This window comes from Branchiibius cervicis (assembly GCF_042661605.1).
Classification (GTDB): domain Bacteria; phylum Actinomycetota; class Actinomycetes; order Actinomycetales; family Dermatophilaceae; genus Branchiibius; species Branchiibius cervicis.
Map to the genome: position 1 here is coordinate 1648049 of NZ_JBHSWJ010000002.1, position 15806 is coordinate 1663854.

General features: G+C 67.3%; 13 protein-coding genes and 2 pseudogenes. 4 read left to right on the forward strand and 11 right to left on the reverse strand.

Annotated features, from left to right (window positions below; all coding sequences use genetic code 11):
- Position 1: 1 nt before the first annotated feature.
- Positions 2–2119 (reverse strand): excinuclease ABC subunit UvrB, encoded by a 2118-nt coding sequence (gene uvrB / locus ACFQBT_RS08715; RefSeq protein WP_377821996.1) that lies wholly within the window; start codon positions 2117–2119, stop codon positions 2–4.
- A 129-nt stretch (positions 2120–2248) separates the two neighbouring features.
- Between uvrB and ACFQBT_RS08720 the strand changes: the two genes are divergently transcribed.
- The 3 genes from ACFQBT_RS08720 (at position 2249) to ACFQBT_RS08730 (ending at position 5938) form a co-directional block, all read left to right on the forward strand.
- Positions 2249–2767, forward strand: coding sequence for a CHAP domain-containing protein (locus tag ACFQBT_RS08720; RefSeq protein WP_377821998.1), 519 nt, complete (start codon positions 2249–2251; stop codon positions 2765–2767).
- A 150-nt stretch (positions 2768–2917) separates the two neighbouring features.
- On the forward strand, positions 2918–5056 hold the full coding sequence (locus tag ACFQBT_RS08725; protein ID WP_377822000.1) for a HelD family protein: 2139 nt from the start codon (positions 2918–2920) through the stop codon (positions 5054–5056).
- A gap of 63 nt (positions 5057–5119) precedes the next feature.
- Positions 5120–5938, forward strand: a complete 819-nt coding sequence (locus ACFQBT_RS08730; RefSeq protein ID WP_377822002.1) for a TrmH family RNA methyltransferase — start codon at positions 5120–5122, stop codon at positions 5936–5938.
- Between the two features lie 48 nt (positions 5939–5986).
- On the opposite strand, the gene ACFQBT_RS08735 is transcribed toward ACFQBT_RS08730, so the two are convergent.
- From ACFQBT_RS08735 to ACFQBT_RS08765, 6 genes and pseudogenes are all read right to left on the reverse strand, one after another.
- Complete coding sequence (locus tag ACFQBT_RS08735) at positions 5987–6157, reverse strand: HNH endonuclease signature motif containing protein (RefSeq protein WP_377825420.1); 171 nt, start codon at positions 6155–6157, stop codon at positions 5987–5989.
- An 87-nt stretch (positions 6158–6244) separates the two neighbouring features.
- A pseudogene (locus ACFQBT_RS08740) lies at positions 6245–7481 on the reverse strand (DUF222 domain-containing protein); the annotation flags it as partial.
- Positions 7482–7510: 29 nt separating this feature from the next.
- A complete protein-coding gene (locus ACFQBT_RS08745; protein ID WP_377825422.1) occupies positions 7511–8041 on the reverse strand; it encodes a siderophore-interacting protein in 531 nt (176 codons plus the stop codon).
- Positions 8042–8077: 36 nt separating this feature from the next.
- Positions 8078–8439: pseudogene (locus tag ACFQBT_RS19925) on the reverse strand (siderophore-interacting protein); the annotation flags it as partial.
- 36 nt (positions 8440–8475) lie between these two features.
- The gene (locus ACFQBT_RS08760; protein WP_377822004.1) at positions 8476–9525 is read right to left on the reverse strand and encodes a lipoate--protein ligase family protein; all 1050 of its coding nucleotides are present in this window, start codon (positions 9523–9525) and stop codon (positions 8476–8478) included.
- A 22-nt stretch (positions 9526–9547) separates the two neighbouring features.
- Complete coding sequence (locus ACFQBT_RS08765; protein ID WP_377822005.1) at positions 9548–10984, reverse strand: MFS transporter; 1437 nt, start codon at positions 10982–10984, stop codon at positions 9548–9550.
- A gap of 68 nt (positions 10985–11052) precedes the next feature.
- On the opposite strand from ACFQBT_RS08765, the gene ACFQBT_RS08770 reads away from it, so the two are divergent.
- On the forward strand, positions 11053–11580 hold the full coding sequence (locus ACFQBT_RS08770; RefSeq protein WP_377822007.1) for a GNAT family N-acetyltransferase: 528 nt from the start codon (positions 11053–11055) through the stop codon (positions 11578–11580).
- 4 nt (positions 11581–11584) lie between these two features.
- On the opposite strand, the gene ACFQBT_RS08775 is transcribed toward ACFQBT_RS08770, so the two are convergent.
- From ACFQBT_RS08775 to ACFQBT_RS08790, 4 genes are read right to left on the reverse strand one after another with little or no spacing between them, the layout of a single operon-like run.
- Positions 11585–12655, reverse strand: a complete 1071-nt coding sequence (locus ACFQBT_RS08775) for an ABC transporter ATP-binding protein (RefSeq protein ID WP_377822009.1) — start codon at positions 12653–12655, stop codon at positions 11585–11587.
- 5 nt (positions 12656–12660) lie between these two features.
- Positions 12661–13980 (reverse strand): ABC transporter substrate-binding protein, encoded by a 1320-nt coding sequence (locus tag ACFQBT_RS08780; protein WP_377822011.1) that lies wholly within the window; start codon positions 13978–13980, stop codon positions 12661–12663.
- A gap of 25 nt (positions 13981–14005) precedes the next feature.
- Complete coding sequence (locus ACFQBT_RS08785) at positions 14006–14905, reverse strand: carbohydrate ABC transporter permease (RefSeq protein ID WP_377822012.1); 900 nt, start codon at positions 14903–14905, stop codon at positions 14006–14008.
- Positions 14898–15737, reverse strand: a complete 840-nt coding sequence (locus ACFQBT_RS08790; protein ID WP_377822014.1) for a carbohydrate ABC transporter permease — start codon at positions 15735–15737, stop codon at positions 14898–14900. Before ACFQBT_RS08790 ends, ACFQBT_RS08785 begins: the two co-directional genes overlap by 8 nt.
- Positions 15738–15806 lie beyond the last annotated feature (69 nt).

The following is a 15806-nucleotide window of genomic DNA, read 5'->3' on the forward strand; positions in this document are numbered from 1 at the left end:
GTCAACGAGTCGCTTCGGCCATCTGCCGCAGTTCCTTCTTGAGGTCACCGATCTCATCGCGCAACCGGGCGGCCAGTTCGAAGTGCAGATCGGTTGCCGCCTGGTGCATCTGCGCGGTGAGCTCCTGGATGAGGTCGGACAACTCACCCGCCGGCAGGCTCGCCACCCGCGATCCGGACACCTCGGCCGCATCGGCGGCAGCAGCACCACGACCACCCCGACCGCGGCCGGTGGACTTCCCGCGCGACTGGGTCCGGCCGCTTCCGATCAGGGCGTCGGTATCGGCGTCCTCCCGCTGCAGCAGGTCGGTGATGTCAGCGATCTTCTTGCGCAGCGGCTCCGGATCGATACCGTGCTCCGTGTTGTAGGCCAACTGCTTCTCGCGCCGGCGGTGCGTCTCATCGATGGCCTCTTGCATCGACGGCGTCACCGTGTCGGCGTACATGTGCACCTGACCCGAGACGTTACGCGCGGCACGGCCGATGGTCTGGATCAGTGACCGCGCCGAGCGGAGGAAGCCCTCCTTGTCGGCGTCGAGGATGCTCACCAGCGAGACCTCCGGAAGGTCGAGACCTTCTCGCAGCAAGTTGATGCCGACCAGCACATCGAACTCGCCCAGTCGCAACTCGCGCAAGAGCTCCACCCGGCGCAGTGTGTCGACCTCCGAGTGCAGGTACCGGACGCGAACCCCCTTCTCCAGCAGGTAGTCCGTGAGATCTTCGGCCATCTTCTTGGTCAGCGTCGTGACGAGGACACGCTCGTTGCGGTCGACCCGCTCGCGGATCTCACCGAGCAGATCGTCGATCTGACCCTTGGTCGGCTTCAGCACGATCTCGGGGTCGACCAGCCCGGTCGGTCGGATGACCTGCTCGACGACACCGTCGGCCTTGGCCACTTCGTAATCGCCCGGCGTCGCCGACAGATAGACCATCTGCCCGATCCGCTCCAGGAACTCCTCCCATTTCAGCGGCCGGTTGTCCATCGCGCTGGGCAGCCGGAAACCGTGATCGACCAGCATCCGCTTGCGGGACATGTCGCCTTCGTACATCGCGCCGATCTGCGGCACCGTCTGGTGCGACTCGTCGATGACCAGCAGGAAGTCCTCGGGGAAGTAGTCGAGCAGGCAGTTGGGCGCTGACCCGGGCGAGCGACCGTCGATGTGCCGGGAGTAGTTCTCGATACCGGAGCAGGATCCGACCTGCCGCATCATCTCGATGTCGTACGTCGTGCGCATTCGCAGCCGCTGCGACTCCAACAGCTTGCCCTGCCGCTCGAGCTCGGCAAGCCGCTGCTCCAACTCGGATTCGATGCCGCTGATCGCCCGCTCCATCCGCTCCGGGCCGGCGACGTAGTGAGATGCAGGGAAGACGTACATCTCGTTCTCTTCGCGGACGATCTCTCCGGTCAACGGGTGCAGTGTGTAGATGCGCTCGATCTCGTCACCGAAGAACTCGATGCGGATCGCCAACTCCTCGTAGACCGGAATGATCTCCACCGTGTCACCGCGCACCCGGAAGGTGCCGCGAGTGAAGGCCAAGTCGTTGCGGGTGTACTGCATCTGCACGAACCGGCGCAGCAAGTCGTCCCGGTCGATGCGGTCGCCGACGCGCAGGCGGGCCATCCGATCGACGTACTCCTGCGGGGTCCCCAAACCGTAGATGCACGACACCGACGCGACCACGATCACATCGCGCCGGGTGAGCAGCGAGTTGGTCGCCGAGTGCCGTAGCCGCTCAACCTCCTCGTTGATCGAGGAGTCCTTCTCGATGTAGGTGTCCGTCTGCGGGATGTACGCCTCGGGCTGGTAGTAGTCGTAGTACGACACGAAGTACTCGACCGCGTTGTTCGGCAGCAGCTCGCGGAACTCATTGGCCAGTTGCGCAGCGAGAGTCTTGTTCGGTGCCATGACCAACGTCGGCCGCTGCACCTGCTCGATCAGCCAGGCCGTCGTCGCGGACTTACCGGTGCCGGTGGCACCCAGCAGCACCACATCCTGCTCGCCCGACTTCACCCGCGCGGTCAGGTCGGCAATGGCCGTCGGCTGGTCACCGCTCGGCGAATACTCCGAGACGACCTCGAAGGGCGCCACCCGGCGCTGCAGATCAGTTGTCGGTCGCATATTGCAACGGTAAACGCCACCACCGACAGCGACATTCCGGCGGCGGCCCGCCACGCGTCGTACGCTCTGATCCATGCCCCGTCGGAGCCTCGTCGCGCTCGGTCTCACCTGCACCGCGCTGTTGGCCGGATGCTCCGGCGCGGCCGCGACATCCGCCACGTTCCCGGCGTTGCCGGCAGCGACCAGGAGCACCCCGGGTACCCCGCCACGAACGGGTTGAGTGCCACCCAACTGCGCGTCGTGACGGTGGCCCGGGAGCAGTTCGAGCACCCGCAGAGCGCGACCACCTACTCCCAGGGCGTCGACGAGGCGTGGTGCGCCGATTTCGTCAGTTGGGTGATGAAGACCGCCGGTACTCCCCTGCGCAATCCGAACTCCGGCGGCTGGCGGATCCCCGGCGTCTACACGTTGCAGGACTACTTCACCAAGGCGGGCCGCTTCCATCGCGGTGGCTCCGCGTACCGTCCGGTGATCGGCGATGTCGTCATGTACGACGCGCCGAACCGTTGGGGCAACCACACCAACTTGGTGGTGGCCACCTCTGGCGACTCCTTCACGACGGTGGGCGGAAACCAGCCCGGCGGCATCACCGTAACCACCCAGAACATCACGGACGCAGGCATACTCGGCTACGGCTCGCTGCCCTGAGCGAACGTGCGCTCATCGGGCGGGCGCGGCAACCCCCACGCGACATCCCTTGCGGCCGCCGTAATTTCGTGGCCTGTCCGAGGCGTTGGTTCACTGGTCGCCGCCTCATTTCTGGGGCCGACGAGTCGTCGCCGAAGGAGCCTGATGCCCATGTCCGCCCGCCTCGAACATGACGCCGACAACCAGCATGACGCCATCGCACAGGAGCAGAAGGCCGTCGACGCGGCGTACGCCCGACGCGACGAACTGCTGACGCAGGCGAACCAGCAACTGGCCGACATCCTCGCGGACGACGAGGTGGGGGTGGCGCGCCTGGCCTCGGTGCGCCGGTGGCGGGCAGAACTGGAGCACGCCGAGCGCGGGCTGGTCTTCGGCCGGCTGGACAGCCTCGATGGTTCCACCCGCCGGCTGGGTCGGATCGGGCTGCCGGACCCCGTGGAGGACAACGAACCACTGGTGCTGGACTGGCGGGCACGTGCTGCGCGGGCGTTCTACACCGCGACCCCGCTCGATCCCCAGGGGTACGCGCGACGCCGGCACATCCGTCTGGATGGCCGAGATGTGATCAGGGTCGACGACGAACCGCTCGACCCGAGCCTGCCCGGAACCGATCTGGTCGGGGAAGGCGCTCTGCTGGCGGCACTGTCCGCGCGACGGACCGGCACCATGGGCACAGCCATCGCCACCCTGCAACGCGAACAGGACGACATCGTGCGGGCCCCGGCCAACCAGCCGCTGGTGGTGCAGGGCGGGCCCGGCACCGGCAAGACCGTCGTCGCGCTGCACCGGGTCGCCTACCTGCTCTTCGACCAACCCGAGCTCGCCCGGCAAGGCGTCCTGGTCATCGGCCCGTCCCGCCGGTTCCTTGACTACATCGCCCAGGTACTGCCCGCCCTGGGCGAAACCTCGGTCGTTGCCATGACACTGGACACCTTGATCCCCGGGGTCGAGACCCGGCTGCCCGAGACTCGCGAGGTCGCTGAGATCAAGGGTCGCGATGCCTGGCAACCCGCCCTCACGGCGTACGTCAGATCCCTGAGACCCCAACCCGCGCCGTTGACCGTCGCCATCGACGGTGAGCAGGTGACCGTCGATGGCGACCGCGTGCAGCGCGCGATCGATGCGTCAGCGGGCCGCGACTATCACGCCGCCAGGCGCCGGTTCATCGACACGATGCATGACGCGCTGACCGATGGCGTCATCGCTCTGCACGACCAGCTCGTCGCCAGCATGGAGGAGGGCTTCGAGGACATCCTGGCCGGGGTCGACGCCGGTCTGGCGCGCGCGGACAATCGCGGCGTCCTGCTAGGAGTGTCTGGCGGCGAGGTCGATGGGTCACTCACCGACGCCGACATCGAACGGCTCCGCACCCGTATCGCCGACGACACGGTCGTGGCGGGTGCATTGGAGAAGTTCTGGCCGACCCTCGATGCGGAAACGACACTGAGCCGGCTGCTCGGCGACTGCGGGCTACTCACCCACTTCATGCCGTGGCTGACGGACGGCGAGCGCAACCAGGTGCTCCGTGCGCCCGATCTTGATACCAAGGGCCAGGTGGCCCCCAGCGACCTACCCCTGCTGGACGCCATCGCCGACGCGCTCGGCGAGGCCCACGGCAGTAACGACGCCCAGGGCGAATTCGTGGCTCACCGGGCTGCGGACCGCCGCGACTGGGTCTACGGGCACGTCGTGATCGACGAGGCGCAGGAGCTGTCCGCGATGCAATGGCACATGGTGGGCCGCCGCGTGCCGTCCCGATCCGTCACGGCGGTCGGCGACATCGATCAAGCCGAGACGCCGCATCGTCACACCACGTGGGAGCAAGCAGTCTCGGTCGCCTTCGGCGATCGCTGGCGGCGCGCCGACCTGACGATCTGCTACCGCACCCCACGAGAAGTCATGGCCCTGACCCCGCCGGTCCTGAAAGCGGCCGGTAGCCACAACCATCCACCCCGGGCCATGCGCGACTCCGGCTACCAGCCGTGGGAGGTCAGCGCGACCGAAGAGGTCCTCATCGCCACGACCGCACGCTTGGCCGCAGAACTCACCGAGCGCTGGGCCGGCGGCACCGTCGGTGTCATCGCCCCAAGCGACCGCCTCACCGCACTCCGGTCCGAGCTGCCGGCCCTGCCGGTGCTGGCGGCTACCGAAGCCAAGGGACTGGAGTGGGACGCCACCCTCGTGGTGGATCCCGGCGGCATCTGCCGGGAACCCCGTGGCTGGAACGGCCTGTACGTCGCGCTCACGCGATGTACGCAGGAACTCGGCCAGGTGCTGCTGGCCCCGTGAGCACCCTGCCTAGGCTGCACCCATGATCCCGACAACCGGCCACCGCCCGATGAAGGCCTGAGGATGGTCACCCGGATCCGGTCGCGCAACGCGACCTTCCAGTACTGGCAGACCCTGCTGACCAACCGCACCAAGCGCAACCGGGCCGGTGAACTGATCGTTCAGGGCGTGCGCCCGACCGATCTGGCCCTCACTGCGGGTACGCCGATCCGTTCCGTTCTCATCGCTGCAGACGGTCCGCGTTCGGGGTGGGCCCGCAACGTCGCCGACCGGGCGAGGGCGGCCGGCGCCAGGGAGTATCTGCTGGAGCCGGACCTGCTCGCCGAACTCGGCGAGCAGGAGGACCGCACGCCGGAGCTGCTCATCACGGTCGCGATCCCGCCGGATGACCCCGGCCGGATCCCGGTTGCCCCGGACCTGCTGGCGGTCGCCCTCGACCGGCCCGCCTCCCCCGGCAACATCGGCTCGATCATCCGGTCAGCCGACGCGTTCGGGGCACACGGCGTCCTGATCACCGGACACGGAGCCGACCCTTACGACCCCCGGGCGGTACGGGCATCTACCGGGTCGGTGTTCACCGTCCCGTCGGTACGGCTCGCCGGACCGGCCGAGGCGATGGACTGGGTCGACTCGATGCGGCACGGCGGCATACCGGTCCAGGTCGTCGGCACCGACGAGACCGGCACCGACTCGGTCGACCGCATCGATCTGACCCGCCCGACCCTGATTGTCACGGGCACGGAACGGACGGGGATGTCGGCGGGCTGGCGGGAGGCGTGCGATGTCATCGCCAGGATCCCGATCGGCGGGCACGCATCATCGCTCAACGCTGCGAACTCCACCTCGATCGTGCTGTACGAAGCGGTCCGTCAGCGCGGCTGAGAGTCACCGGCCCACATCCACCGGTTCAGGGGCACGGGAGGCGTGCACTCATGGTCGCAGGTTCCACCGGACGCCCATCGCGGTCACCGTCGCGGTGAGTTCCTGCTCGTGGACCAGGGTGTGGTGTCGTCGGCACAACAACCCGCAGTTCGCCAGGTCGGTCCGTCCACCCTTGGCCCACGCGATCAGATGGTGCAGGTCGCACCACGGGGCACGCACCGAGCACCCGGGGAACGTGCACTTGCCGTCCCGGCGCCAGACCGCGAGGCGTTGTGCCTGCGTGAAGAGCCGTTTCTCCCGACCGATGTCGAGGGCCTGACCAGCCGTCCCCAGAACCATCGGGATGATCCCGGCGTCACACGCCGTACGCCGAACGGCCGCAGCCGACAGCACCTGACCGGTACCGGTGTGCGGCGTCAGTGTCACCGCGCAGCGCATCGAGGCCGATCGTCACGAGCAGCTGGGCCCGCGACCACCGAGGAAGAGCGCCGCCGGCTTCGACGCCTCGAGCGATCACGTCCATCAGGGCATCCGCGCGCCGGCGCGCCAGCCGCCGCGGATCCGGCTCGCCCTGGGGACCGGGCACCGGTGCCGACAGCGCCGCGACGGCCGCGTCGATCACGGCGGCTGCTTCCGCCTCGACGGTCAACCGGTACTCGGTCAATCCTCCGGGCCCGGGCAACGTGTGCAGTGTCCGGCCCCGGCGCGCTGCGGACTCCTCCTGCGCCAGAAGATCGTGCGGTGCGAGCACCTGTCGGCTCTTGTTGATCACCGTCGCCAACTCCCGGGAGGTCAGACCCCACGATCCCAACCACGACTCGCCCGGCCTACGCAGGCGCTGCGCAGTCTCCGGGGCGTCCACGGACGCGACGACCATCGTGGTGATGACCTCTGACAGCTCCTGCTCGTCGACGACCGGTGCCACGTCTTCGACGAACCGGATGATCTGCGCAGCCTTGTCCACCGCCAGTCGCCCCTCGCTCACTGCGGACACGACCTGACCGAGAGGCGGGAGGCCGCCCACCGCGGTGGCATTCGCGGCTGAAGCGACCGCCACCACCCGACCCGCATGCGTCCGATCCGGCGGTGGCGCGTGCACGCCCTCGACGACGCGCACCCAATCCGGGCCCGAACGGCCCTGCGACGCAGGCAGTCCGCGGGCCAGTCCCTCGCGGACCAGTTCAGTCTCGAGGCGTTGCAGAGCGGCCCTCGACACCCCGACCGCGTCCAACGCATCCACCAGAGCACGCTCGGTGAAACGAGCCGCGGCCCCGGCCACGGGATCCAACTCCTGCCCGGGGGCATGGCTGCCATCACGGCGACACCGCCGCGCACCGCGTCCAACGCTGCGGCACAGAGTCCTGTGAACGGGGCCAACAGGGTTTCGGCAATTTCGAATTCCTCTGCAGCACAGAATGATTCGCCGGAGGGCGGAACCGGCTCTGCGGAAGTGCTCACCCCTCGAACGTAGGGCGGCCCCGATGCACCGGCCAGAGCCGACGTCACGGGTGTGGACAACTCGCGATCGCGCCCCGCAATCCACAGCTCAGGGCGACCGACCCAGAGCTACCCCTAGTTCTCCGCGCGCCCCTCGCGCCAATACCCCATGAACGCAACCGCCGACTTCGGTACCTCGAACTCGTTCACCAGCACCCGGCGCAACGACTTCACCACCGAGGACTCCCCCGCGATCCACACCGAAAACCGGGGATCCTGCTCCTGCGTCGTCTCCCAGTACGCGTCATCGGCGCCGTCGAAGAAGATGGTCGTTGCACCCGGGCCGCCGCCGTGGGTGAGTTCGGGGTGGTCGGCGAGCCATCGACGTACCACCTCGGTCTGCAACTCGCCACGCACCGGCGCCGAGCGCACCCAACTGACCTCCAGGCCGGGCGGGCGCGGTAGGTCAACGACATCCGCAGCGTCCGCAGTCTCGACGCACACCAAGCCCCGGGCGTTTTGCGGCAGACGTTCGCAGATCCCCCAGATCGCCGGGACCGCCGTCTCGTCACCCACCAGCAGATGCGTACCCGCCGCCGCGTCACGGTGGAATTCCAGCCCGCCGGCGTCGCCGTCGTAGGCGTCGTTGGGCCCCAGCACCAGCACCCGGTCCCCAACCGCTGCACTGCCGGCGAACGCCGAACCGGGACCGTTGTCACCGTGGTCGACCATGTCCACGTCGAATTCCCCGGCGGCACGGCGCACCTGGCGCAACGTATAGGTGCGGATGGCAGCCCGCTGCGCATCGGGAAGTTGCCGCCATTGCGTGAACCAGTCCGCCCCCTGGGGAAGTCATCGAGACTCTGCCGCGGCGCCGCGAAGATCAGCTTGATCCGCTGGTCGTAGCCGGCGTCCGCGATCCACGGCTGCCCCTCGGGCAGCGACGCGTCACCGAACGTCACGCGCACCAAGTGCGGCGTGAGCCGTTCGCGGCGAAGGACGCGCACGTCGTACAGCTCGAAGGGGCGGACTTCGGAAAGGACTGACGGGTCCGTCGCGGTCATGGACCGACCGTAACAGATAGCTAAGGCTTACCTAAGTCACGGGACGCGGTGCGTCCACTCCTCCGTACCGAACTTCTCCTGCACCAACCGTTCCGCCTCCGACAGCTCAGCGGGCGAGTACGCCGACAGCCGGCTGGCGTAGCGGGCCATGAACGACCGCTGGAAAGAGGAGAGAATCTCCGCCCGCGGCAGACCGGTCTGCGAACGCATCGGGTCGACCCGTTTGTTCGCGCTCCTGGTGCCCTTGTCGGACATCTTCTCCCGGCCGATCCGCAACACCTGCAGCATCTTGTCGGCATCGATGTCGTAGGACATCGTCACGTGATGCAACACCGCTCCCGCCGCGAAGCGCTTCTGCGCCGCGCCGCCGATCTTGCCCTGGTCGGAGGCGATGTCGTTCAGCGGTATGAAGTGCGCGTTCACGCCGACCTCGCCCAACGCAGCGATGACCCATTCGTCGAGGAAGGAGTAGGACCGTTCGAACGACAGGCCCTCGACCAGTGACGCGGGCACGACCAGCGAGTAGGTGATGCAGTTGCCGGGCTCCATGAACATCGCACCGCCGCCGGAGATCCGGCGCACCACTCCGATGCCGTACTTCGCCGCCCCCTCCGGATCGATCTCGTTCCGGTAGGACTGGAACGACCCGATCACCACCAGCGGCGAGTCCCAGTCCCAGAAGCGGAAGGTCGGGTTTCGCGTCCCCGCCGCGACCTCCTTGGCGATGACCTCGTCCAGAGCCACGTGCATGACCGGCGGCAGGACTACTGGCGGGATCACGTCGAACGTGTGGTCGTCCCAGCCGGTCGCCTTGCCCAATGCTCGGCGTACGGCGATCCCCACCGCCTCGGGGCTAAACCCGATCAGCCGCACGCTCGGGTCCAGCGCCCCTTCGATGGCGTGCGCCAACTGCTCCACCGAAGCATCCACCGGCATACCGTCCAACGCCGCGTCGATGTCCTCCAACGCATCGTCGGGTTCCAGGAAGAAGTCGCCCGACACAGACACCCCTGCGAGACGGTCGTTTTCGACCTCGAGTTCGACTGCTACGAGTTTTCCGCCGACGACTTTGTATTCACCGCGCATACGACCACCGTAAGCCGACCGCTCAATCGAACAGCGCAGCCACCTTTCCCTGGCTGCGGACGGCCCATCTCGAACCGATCACCAGCGCCACCGCCGCGAGTACCACGCCGATGACCGCCGTGATCGCCCACGCCGGTCGCGACGCGCGGGCGAAGTCGCCATGAGCAGCGCCCAGTCCCGCGTAGGTGACCGCCGGCAGGATCGCCACGCCCAGCGACGTTCCCACCTGGCGGCTCGTCGAAGCGATCGCGGCCGCGACCCCTGCTTGCGATCGCGGCATCCCTGCGACCGCTGAGTTGGTGATCGGTGCGTTGAGCAGTCCGGCGCCGAGCCCGAAGATCATGTACGACGCGATCAGGTACGCCCACAGCGTGTCGGCGGCCAGCCGCACGAGCAGCAATCCGGCGAGCGCCGTCGCCAGGCCGCCGATGAGCGTGGGCAACCGGGCTCCACGCGCGGCGACCAGCCGGCCCGAGATCGGGGCACAGACGGCCATCACCAAGGCCATCGGCAGCGTCATCAGACCGGCGTGCAACGCGGACAGCTCCCGGGTGTTCTGCAGGTAGACGCTGGTCAGGAACAGGAAGCCACCCATGGCACAGAACGCGAGGACGGCGCTGACCACCGCGCCGCTGAACGTGACACTGCGGAAGAATCGGGGATCGATCAGCGGCTCGCACACCCGCGACTCGACGACGACCAAAGTCGCCAACGCCACGGCAGCCACTGCGAAACAGCCGATGATCGCGGCCGAGGTCCAGCCCAGCCGACGACCCTCGATGATGCCGAATACCAGGCTGGTGAGGAAGACGACGACCAGCAGTTGCCCGGCCGGGTCGAACCGGCGCACCCGATCGGCACGGGATTCGGGCACGAACCGAGCGGTCAGAGCCATGGCCAGCACCACGACCGGGAGGTTCAGCCAGAAGATGGCTCGCCAGTCGACGGCGGCGATCAGGGCACCGCCGACCACCGGCCCCAACGCCATGCTCAGCCCGAAGACCGCACCCCAGATACCGATCGCCTTGGCCCGTTCTCGTGGCTCGCGGAACGTGTTGGTGATGATGGCCATCGCCACGGGGTTCAGCATGCAGCCGCCGATGGCCTGTGCGGCTCGGGAAGCGATCAGCAGGTCGGCGTTCGGGGCAAGGGAGCAGAGGAGGGATCCGAGGCCGAACACGACCAATCCGGTCGTGAAGACCCGGCGCCGGCCGAACCGGTCGCCCATGGAACCGCCCAGCATCAAACCGCCGGCGAGCACCAAGGTGTAGGCGTCCACGACCCACTGCAGTTGTGCGTCCGCGGCGCCCAACTGACGGGAGATGTCCGGTAGCGCCAGGTTGACGCCGGTGGAGTCGATCCCAACGACCAGGAGGCTGAGGGCGCAGATCCCCAGGATCACATGACGCCGATCGTGCCCTGGCGCGATGTCCACCGGTTCACCGAGAGTCCGCGTCACGTCCCGACAGTACGACGCGGGCGACAATCCGGTTGACTCGGCAGCCCTGGTGGGCGAAGTTCGATGACGTGACCGTCAGCATCCGCCGCGCCACCCCGTCCGACTACGACGCCATCGACGATGTGGTCCGGGAGGCGTTCGGCCCTGACGAGGGTCCTGCCGTCGCCACCATGGTGCGCAGCATCCGCACGGGCGAATTCGTCTGCCCGGACCACGAACTCGTTGCCGAGGAGGATGGTCAGGTCGTCGGTCAGGTGTGTCTGAGCGGAACGCCGGTGCGGGCGCAGGACGGCACGGTCGGCACGATCACCATGCTCTCGCCCCTCGCCGTACGTCCCGGATCCCAAGGCACCGGCATCGGGTCCGCGCTCGTCCGCGCGGTTCTGCACGCAGCCACCCACGACGGTGTGCCCTTCGTCGTGCTCGAGGGCTCACCGCAGTACTACGGGCGGTTCGGGTTCGGCCGGGCCGCGGCGTACGGCCTGCACCTTCCGATCCCCGACTGGGCTCCACCGGAGGTGGCCCAGATCCTCGTTCTGGACTCCGGTGCACCGGTACCTGCCGGGCAGGTCGCGTATCCGGCGTACGTGCCCTGACCGATCAGACCCGCTCGCCGGACTCCGCGTCGAATACGTGGATCTCCTGTGCGTCGACCGCGACCCGGACCTGCGAACCGACCTCGGGCGACGCACGTTTGGCCACGCGTACGGCGATCCGCGGCGCCTCGGGATCGCCGCCCGGCCGGCCGTAGACGAACGACTCCGCCCCCAGCGCCTCCACCAGTTCGACGGTGATCGGGATGCCGTCCTCGCCCTCACCGACCACGTGCCATCCCTCGGTGCGAACACCGACGGTGACACGGGCGGCCTGTGCCTGCTCGCGTGGCAACGGCACGGCGAGCCCGAAGACGTCTACCCGCCCATCGGTGACCTCGGAGTCGAACAAGGTGATCGCCGGTGAGCCGATGAACGCAGCGACGAAGGTGTTCGCCGGGTTGTCATACAGCTCCTGCGGCGGCGCAACCTGTTGCAGCACACCCTCGTTCAGCACTGCGACCCTATCGCCCATCGTCATGGCCTCGACCTGGTCGTGAGTGACGTAGACGGTCGTGACACCGAGCCGGCGTTGGAGTTGGGCGATCTGGGCGCGGGTCGAAACCCGCAGCTTGGCATCCAGGTTGGACAGCGGCTCATCCATACAGAACACCTTCGGCTGGCGCACGATCGCCCGGCCCATCGCGACGCGCTGGCGCTGGCCGCCGGACAGTTGCCCCGGTTTGCGATCCAACAGCGGTTCGAGCTCCAGGATCTTGGCCGCGTCGGCGACCCGCGCGTGCGCATCGGCTTTCGACACCCCGGCGTTGCGCAGTGCGAAGGCCATGTTCTCCTCGGCGGTCATGTTGGGGTAGAGCGCGTAACTCTGGAAGACCATCGCCACGTCCCTGTCCCTGGCCCGTACGCCGTCCTGATCGTGGCCGTCGATCAGCACCCGACCGCCGTTGACCGGTTCGAGACCCGCCAGCATGCGCAACGTCGTGGACTTACCGCAGCCGGACGGTCCCACCAACACGAGGAATTCGCCGTCCGGGATGTCCAGCGTGAGCGCATCGACCGCAGGTCGGTCGTTCCCGCGGTACCGCCGGGTGGTCTTGTCGAAGAAAACTGACGCCATTGACCCTACTTCTGCACCTTCGACTTCAGCTGGCTGTCGTACGCCGACTGGATCTGCTGGTTGAGCGCGCTCAGGGTTCCGTTGACGTCGGAACCGGCGACGATCTTGTCCAGTGCCTCACCGATCATGGTGCCGCCTCCGGGGACGAAGACACGCGCGTAGTCCTGCGGCCGGGTCCTCGGCAGCTGCTTGACCGCCACCTCGTAGTTCGGGTTGGCCTTGAGGTAGGCCGCCTCCGAGGCATCGGAGGTCGCCGAGGTCCGCACCGGCATGTAGCCGGTGGCCTGGGTGAAGGTGGCCGTGTTGGCGGTGTTGGTCAGGAAATCGATGAACTTGATCGCGTTCGCCTTCCGGGCATCGGAGATACCCTGCGGCACAGCCACTCCCGCACCACCGGTCGGGCAGGTCTTCACTCCCTCGGGGGCCGGCACGAAGCCCACGCCCAACTCGAACGGCAGGTCTTTGAACCCACCCAGGTCGCCGGTGGACTCCATCAACACGGCGCCCAGACCGGCACTGAAGTCGGCAGCCGAGTCCGCCGACGTCTTCAGGTACTTGTTCTTGGCCCACGACTGCAGCAGCGTCGCCGCCTTGACCGTGCCCGGGTCGGTGAAGGTCGGCGTCCAATCCTTGGAGTAGGCACCGCCGTAGTTCCACACGATGTTCTGGAAGGTCCAGTCGAGGTAGTTCGAGCCGTCGTCCAGGATGATCGGCGACTTGCCGCTGCCGATCGCAGACTGCAGCTTCGGCGCCCACTGCGTGAACTCATCCCACGACGTCGGCGCACGGTCGGGCAGGCCGGCCTTCTTGAACATGTCCTTGTTCCAGTAGAAGACGACCGTGGAGCGGGCGTACGGCGCCGCGTAGTGCTTCCCGTCGTACTGGTAGTCGTTGTAGAGGCCCTCGACGTAGTCGGCGGTGTCCACCTTGTTCGCGGTCGCCAGTGCGGCGAAATCGGCCAGCCGGTCGTTGATCGCGAAGTTGAACCAGGTGACGTCCGAGACGACGACCACGTCGGGCAGTGACCCACCCGAGAGGGCCGCGTTGAACTTCTGCGCGACCTCTTCGTAGTTCTTGCCGGCGTCGGTGAGCTTTACCTTGAGACCGGGGTTGGCCTTCTCGAAGGCCGCGATGATCTTCTGCTCGGTCGCTTTCGACTTGCCCGGGTGGTTGCTCCAGAAATCGATCGTTCCCGACCCGGCGGTGCCGCCACCGCCGTTGTCGGAGGTCGTCGAACCGGTGCCGGCGCATGCCGACAGGCCGGCGGCGATCAGCGCACCTCCGCCCAGACCAAGAAGGTTACGGCGGGAGACAGTTGAATCCATCACGGACACAGTCCTTTCGAGGTTGTCAGCCTTTGACCGCACCCGCGGTCAGGCCCTTGATCATGTGACGTTGCAGGACAAGGAAGAGCGCAAGCACGGGCAGCATCGCCAGGACGGTCGCCGCCATGACGGGTCCCCAGTTGCTGATGCCGTCGGTGTTCTGCAACTGGGTCAGGCCGATCGGCAGCGTGCCGACCCGGCTGTCGCTGGCCATCAGGTAGGGCCAGAGGTATTCGTTCCATTCGTTGACGACGGTGATCAGACCGAAGGCGATCAACGTCGGCCAGGTCATCGGCAGCACCACGCGCCACAGCAGCTTCAACGGGCCGGCGCCGTCCATCCGTGCGGCCTCGACGATCTCGTGCGGTACCGCCAGGAACGCGTTGCGCATCAGGAAGGTGCCGAAGGCCACCCCGGCCAACGGGATGATGATGCCCTGGTAGGTGTCACGCCAGCCGAGTTGACTGACCAGCGCGTAGTTGGAGATGACGGTGATCTGGTTGGGCACCATCAGCGCCGCGATCACGACGATGAAGACCAGTGACCGGCCGGGAAAGCGCAGTAGCGACAACGCATAGGCGGACAGCACCCCGAGGATGATCTTGGCCAACGACAGCACGGCGGTGATGAAGACCGAGTTGCGCAGATAGGACCAGAAGTCGATCTCGGTCGTCGCCGCCGGGTAGTTCTTCGTCGTGAAGTGTTTCGGCCACCACTGCGCCGGCTGGGTGTAGATGTCCGGCCGCTCCTTGAACGAGGTGACCACGATCCAGTAGAGCGGCACGGCGACGATCAGGAAGGCCACCAGCATCCCGGCGTACCCGACGACCTTGCGCGCCGTGGAGACGTTCAACTCGGGTCCGTCGTCGACCAGCCCCTGCTCGGTGTCGCGAACCTCGTCGCCCTGTACAGCGGAATCAGTCACGACGCTGCCCCCGATCCATGACCCGGACCTGGACCACGGTGACGACCAGCAGGATCAGGAACATGATGGTGGCCACCGTCGCTCCGTAGCCGGCCTTGTTGTTGACGAAGGTCTCCCGGTAGACCTGGTAGACCATCGTGGTGGTGCCGTAGCCCTGCGGACCGCCCTTGGTCATCACGTTGATGATGTCGAACACCTGCACCGAGCTGAGCAGCACCGTGATCGACAGGAAGTACGTCGTGGGGCGCAACTGCGGCAACAGCACCCGGCGGAAGTGCTGCCAGGCCGACGCACCGTCGATTTCGGCGGCTTCGTCCAGGTCGGTGCGCCGGCCCTGCAGCGCGGCCAGGTAGATCACGAAGGTGTACCCGATGTTCTTCCACACGTAGGTGGCCGTGACCATAACCAGCGCCCAACCCGGCTCCTGGTAGAAGTCCGGGGTCCCGATGCCGACCCGGGACAACAGATCGTGCACCATGCCGAAGTTCGGGTCGAACACGAACTGGAAGGCGATGCCGATCGCCGCACCGGAGATGACGAACGGCGCGAAGATTGCCGAGCGCACCAGGTTGCGCCCGCGCAGTTTCTGGTCGAGCAACATGGCCAGGGCGAGGCCGATGACCAATGACAAACCCACCGTCGCGACCGTGAAGACGAGCGTATTGCGCAGCACCAGATGGGAATTCGGATCCGACAGCCAGGCGCGGTAGTTCTCCAGACCGATGTAGTTGGCCAGCGGTGCCGCGATGTTCCAGTCGGTGAAGGACAACCGGATGTTGTCGATCAACGGCCGGTAGGTGAAGACGATCAGCAGCACCAGATTCGGAAGCAACAGGGCGATGGCCAGCAGCCATTCCCCTACCGGGCGCCCGCGGCGGCGTGGCGGGGGCCGGTGGGCTCC